This window comes from Brevundimonas sp. (assembly GCF_031082345.1).
GTDB lineage: Bacteria > Pseudomonadota > Alphaproteobacteria > Caulobacterales > Caulobacteraceae > Brevundimonas.
The window spans coordinates 8920-14085 of record NZ_JAVHLH010000047.1 but is presented as its reverse complement, the minus strand read 5'-3'; the positions used below and the strand labels follow the sequence as shown (position 1 = coordinate 14085).

The following is a 5166-nucleotide window of genomic DNA, read 5'->3' as shown; positions in this document are numbered from 1 at the left end:
AGGGCGGTCGCCGGATCGTCCAGGGCCGCGACCCAGGCCGCGCCGCGGTCGTCGGCCCGGGTCTGCAGGGCCAGGGCCCCCTGTCCCGGCGCCGGCAGGAAGTCGTCGAGCGACAGCCGCTCGCGGATCACGCCCTCGAAGCCGAGCCGGTTGAGGCCCGAAACGGCCAGCAGGATGGCGTCGAACTCGCCCTCGGCCAGCTTGCGCAGCCGGGTGTCGACATTGCCGCGCAGCATCTCGATCTGCAGATCCGGCCGCAGCGCCAGCGCCTGGGCCTGCCGCCGCATCGAGGCGGTCCCCAGCCGGCCCCCCATGGGGAGGTCCTCGAAGGTGGCGAAGCTCTCGCTGACGAAGGCGTCGCGCGGATCCTCGCGCGGCGGCACCGCGGCGATGCACAGGCCATGCGGCTGCTCGGCCGGGACGTCCTTCATCGAATGGACCGCCACGTCTACGCGGCCGTCCAGCAGCGCCTCCTCGATCTCCTTGGTGAACAGGGCCTTGCCGCCGATCTCCATCAGGCGGCGGTCCTGGACCCGATCGCCGGTGGTGACGATCTCGACCAGCGGCACGGCCTCGGCGATGTCGGACTCGGGCACGCCGAGGGCCCGGCCGATGGCGCGCTGCATCATGCCGGACTGGGTCAGGGCCAGTTTGGAGCGGCGCGTGCCGATGCGGACGAGAGGAGCCATGAGACAGCCGTTGCGCCGGGGGGTCGGGGTCGTTACCTCGACCCGATGGACAGGCCCGCCGACTATAGCAGCGAGGGACGCCGGGCAACCGCGGGCGACCTGACCGTGCTCGGCCTCGAGACCAGCTGCGACGAGACCGCCGCCTCGGTGGTGCGCCTGTCGCCGGACGGTGTCGCCACCGTCCTGTCCTCGGTGGTGCACAGCCAGATCGACGACCACGCGGCCTATGGCGGCGTCGTGCCCGAGATCGCGGCCCGCAGCCATGTCGAGATGATCGCCGGGGTGACGGCGCGGGCCATGGAAGAGGCGGGGCTGGGCTATGACGGCCTCGACGGGATCGCGGCCACGGCGGGGCCGGGGCTGGTCGGCGGGGTCATGGTGGGGCTCAGCTTCGGCAAGGCCGCAGCCCTGGCGCGGGGCTTGCCGCTGATCGCGGTCAACCATCTGGAGGGCCATGCCGTCTCGGCGCGGCTGGGCCGGCCGGTGGCCTATCCCTTCCTGCTGCTGCTGGTCTCGGGCGGCCATTGCCAGCTGCTGGAGGTGCGCGGCGTCGGCGACATGACCCGGCTGGGCGCCACCATCGACGACGCCGCCGGCGAGGCGTTCGACAAGATCGCCAAGGCCCTCGGCCTCGGCTACCCCGGCGGGCCGGCGCTGGAGAAACTGGCCGAGACCGGCGACGGCGCCCGCTTCGACCTGCCGCGGGCGCTGCTGGGCCGCAAGGACTGCGACTTCTCCTTCTCCGGCCTCAAGACCGCCGCCTCGCGCCTCGCCCACGCCTGCGAGACCGACCAGGACCGGGCCGACCTCGCCGATGCGGTGCAGACGGCCATCGCCCGCCAGCTCGGCGACCGCGCCGACCGGGCGCTGAAAGCCTGGGCCGGGGACCACCGCCTGTTCGTGGTGGCCGGGGGCGTGGCGGCCAACCGGACCGTGCGCGCCACGCTGGAAGCCACGGCGGCGCGGAACGGATTCGCCTTTCTCGCCCCGCCCATGGCCTATTGCACCGACAATGCGGCGATGATCGCTCTGGCGGGAGCGGAACGGCTGCAGAAGGGTTGGACCTCGGATATCGACGCCGTCGCCCGGCCGCGCTGGCCGCTGGACGAGGCGAGCGCCCTGTCCGACCCGACCCACAGGCCGGGCCGCAAGGGCGCCAAGTCATAGGAGCGGATATGGAATTTCGCACGGCGGGAGTGATCGGCGCGGGCGCCTGGGGCACGGCCCTGGCCCAGGTGGCCGGCTGGGCGGGGCTCGACGTCCTGCTGCAGGCGCGCGAGCCCGAGGTGGTGGACAGCATCCGCGCCCGGCGGATCAATGAGGCCTTCCTGCCGGGCGTCGTCCTCGACAGCCGCGTCTCGATCACCGCCGAGCTCGCCGACCTCGCCGCCTGCGACCTGATCCTCGCCGTGCCCCCGGCCCAGCACATGCGCTCGACGCTCACGGCCTTCGCCCCGCACCACCGGATCGGCGTGCCGGTCGTCCTGTGCTCCAAGGGCATCGAGCGGGGCTCGCTGAAGCTGATGACCGAGGTGCTGGCCGAGACCATCCCGGCCGCCCCCGCCGCGGTCCTGTCTGGCCCCAGCTTCGCCGGCGAGGTGGCCCGCGGCCTGCCCAGCGCCGTCACCCTGGCCTGCGCCGACACCGCCCTCGGCCAGGCCCTGATGGAGACCCTGTCGGCCCCGACCTTCCGCCCCTACCTGGCCTCCGACCTGATCGGGGCCGAGGTCGGCGGGGCGATCAAGAACGTCCTGGCCATCGCCTGCGGCATCAGCGAGGGCCGCGGGCTGGGGCGCAGCGCCCACGCCGCCCTGATCACCCGCGGCTTCGCCGAGATGACCCGGATGGGCGTCGCCCTGGGCGGCGAGGCGGAGACCGTGGCCGGCCTGTGCGGCCTCGGCGACCTGGTCCTGACCTGCTCCAGCCCGCAGTCGCGCAACATGAGCCTCGGCCTCGCCCTCGGTCAGGGCCAGAGCGTGGAGCAGGCCCTGGCCGGCAAGCGCTCGGTGGCCGAGGGCTATGAATCGGCCCCCGCCGTGCGCGAGCTGGCGGCGAAGACGGGGGTCGACATGCCGATCTCGCTGGCCGTGGCCGACGTGCTGGCCGGCGAGACCACGGTGCAGGGGATGATCGACGCCCTGCTGTCGCGCCCGCTCAAGGCCGAGCGGCATTGACGGAGCCAGCGCCCGCCCCCGCCCCCGCCCCGCAACCGGAGCGCAAGCGCGTCTGGTCGACCCCGCCGAACGTCCCCCTGTGCCCCGAGGCAGAGCTGGCCGACCCCGGCGCCCGGTCCTTCGTGCTGCAGATCGGCGAGGCCTTCTTCCACGGCTTCGTCATCCGCAAGGACGGCGAGGTGGCGGGCTATGTCGACCGCTGCCCGCATCAGGGCCATCCGCTGGCCATCGAGCTGGACCGCTACCTGACGCCGGACGGATCCCTGATCCTGTGCGGCTGGCACGGGGCGGTGTTCGAGCCGCTCAGCGGCCTGTGCACCGGCGGCCCCTGCGCCGGCGCCCGGCTGACGCCCTGGCCGGTCACGGTCGCGGACGGGATGATCCGCACGGCCTAGGTCGCGCTCAGGCAGCGAGCGACCGCGTCGCGAGCGCCGACGCCGCTAACCTCAATGCGCCTCGTCCCAGTTCCCCGCCGCCCGCGCCTCCACCACCAGCGGCACCGTTAACGCCACGGCAGGCTCCGCCGCTCCCTCCATCACGTTCTTGATCACCGGGATGGCGCGTTCGGCCTCGGCTTCGGGGGCCTCGAAGACCAGTTCGTCGTGGACCTGGAGGAGCATGCGGGTGGACAGGCCGGCCGCCTCCAGCGCCCCGGGCATCCGCACCATGGCGCGGCGGATGATGTCGGCGGCGGCGCCCTGGATGGGGGCGTTGATGGCGGCGCGTTCGCCGAACTGGCGCTCGGCCCCCGACTTGGAATGGATGGCCGGGATGTGGATGCGGCGGCCGAAACAGGTGTGGACCATGCCGTGCTCGCGCACCTGGACCTTGGTCGCGTCCATATAGGCGCGGATGCCGGGGAAGCGCTCGAAATAGGTCTTGATGTAGGCCCCGGCCTCGCCCTGGTCGATGTTCAGCTGGGCGGCCAGGCCGAAGGCGCTGATGCCGTAGACGATGCCGAAATTGATCGCCTTGGCGCGGCGGCGGGTCTCGGGGTCCATCTGGTCGACGGGGACGCCGAACATCTCGCTGGCCGTGGCGGTGTGGATGTCGATGCCGGCGGCGAAGGCGCGCTTGAGCTCGGGGATGTCGCCGATGTGGGCCAGCAGGCGCAGCTCGATCTGGCTGTAGTCGGCGCTGATCAGGACATGGCCGGGGGCTGCGATGAAGGCCTGGCGGATCTGGCGGCCGGTCTCGGTGCGGATCGGGATGTTCTGCAGGTTGGGGTCGGAGGAGGCGAGGCGGCCGGTGGTGGCGGCGGCGAGCTGGTAGGAGGTGTGGACGCGGTCGGTGGTCTTGTCGGCGGCCTCGATCAGGGCGTCGGTATAGGTGCCCTTGAGCTTGGCCAGCTGGCGCCAGTCCAGCAGGACGCGCGGCAGGTCGTGGGTCAGGGCCAGTTCTTCCAGCACCGAAGCCTCGGTGCCCCACTGGCCGGAGGCGGTCTTCTTGCCCCCGGGCAGGGCCATGTCGCCGAACAGGATGTCGCCGATCTGGCGCGGGGAGCCGACGTTGAACGGGCGGCCGGCGAGGGTGTGGGCCTGCTGCTCCAGCTCGGCCATGCGCATGCCGAACTCGGAGGACAGGCGCTTGAGCCGGTCGGGGTCGACGCGGATGCCGGCCCGCTCCATGTCGGCCAGCACGGCCGGCAGGGGGCGTTCGAGCGTCTCGTAGACGGTGGTCAGGCGGGCCTCGCCCAGGCGCGGCTTGAGGATGCGCCACAGGCGCAGGGTGACATCGGCGTCCTCGGCGGCGTAGCAGGTGGCCGGTTTCAGCTCGACGTGTTTGAAGGATTTCTGGGCCTTGCCCGTGCCCGCCACCGATTTGAACGGGATCGGCTCGTGGCCGAGGTGGAGGCGGGCCAGTTCGTCCATGCCGTGGCCGTGCAGGCCACCCTCGAGCACGTAGGAGATCAGCATGGTGTCGTCGATCGGGGCGACGCGGATGCCGCGCTGGGCCATGACGGCGAGGTCGTATTTGCCGTTCTGGGTGACCTTGAGGACGGCGGGGTTCTCCAGCAGCGGCTTGAGCCGGGCGAGGGCCTCGTCCTTGACCACCTGGGTGATCGGCTCGCGCGTCTCGGCCTGTTCGCCGAAGTCGAGGCCGCCGGCGCTGGCTGCGGGCTCGTACTCGTGGGTCAGGGGGATGTAGCAGGCCTCGTTGGGGCCGACGGCCAGCGACACGCCGCACAGGCCGGCGTGGGTGGCGCTCAGCGCATCGGTCTCGGTGTCGAAGCCGCAGACGCCGGCCAGGGTCGCCTTCTCGACCCAGCGGTCGAGCTCGTCCAGACCCTGGACGAGCTCGAC

At 72.5% G+C, this 5166-nt stretch carries 5 protein-coding genes; 3 read left to right on the top strand and 2 right to left on the bottom strand.

The genetic code is table 11. From position 1 onward, the window contains the following. The coding region (gene hemC, locus RDU12_RS04960; protein WP_308684192.1) for a hydroxymethylbilane synthase at positions 1–689 on the bottom strand (689 nt) is incomplete at its 3' end. A gap of 45 nt (positions 690–734) precedes the next feature. Between hemC and tsaD the strand changes: the two genes are divergently transcribed. The 3 genes from tsaD to RDU12_RS04945 are packed head-to-tail and all read left to right on the top strand — an operon-like array spanning position 735 to position 3258. Then, the gene (tsaD, locus tag RDU12_RS04955) at positions 735–1856 is read left to right on the top strand and encodes a tRNA (adenosine(37)-N6)-threonylcarbamoyltransferase complex transferase subunit TsaD (RefSeq protein WP_308684191.1); all 1122 of its coding nucleotides are present in this window, start codon (positions 735–737) and stop codon (positions 1854–1856) included. An 8-nt stretch (positions 1857–1864) separates the two neighbouring features. Beyond that, on the top strand, positions 1865–2863 hold the full coding sequence (locus RDU12_RS04950; protein WP_300293335.1) for an NAD(P)H-dependent glycerol-3-phosphate dehydrogenase: 999 nt from the start codon (positions 1865–1867) through the stop codon (positions 2861–2863). Next, entirely contained in the window at positions 2860–3258 is a 399-nt protein-coding gene (locus tag RDU12_RS04945) for a Rieske (2Fe-2S) protein (RefSeq protein WP_308684190.1), read from the top strand. The genes RDU12_RS04950 and RDU12_RS04945 overlap by 4 nt, the downstream gene beginning before the upstream one ends. A 51-nt stretch (positions 3259–3309) precedes the next feature. Here RDU12_RS04945 and polA read toward each other — a convergent pair. Continuing rightward, positions 3310–5166 (bottom strand): DNA polymerase I (gene polA / locus RDU12_RS04940; protein WP_308684189.1); only part of this gene is annotated, 1857 nt, incomplete at its 5' end.

Bases quoted from the DNA above. Each gene is read 5' to 3' on its own strand.
- tsaD (WP_308684191.1), top strand. From the start codon at position 735: ATGGACAGGCCCGCCGACTATAGCAGCGAGGGACGCCGGGCAACCGCG.
- RDU12_RS04950 (WP_300293335.1), top strand. From the start codon at position 1,865: ATGGAATTTCGCACGGCGGGAGTGATCGGCGCGGGCGCCTGGGGCACG.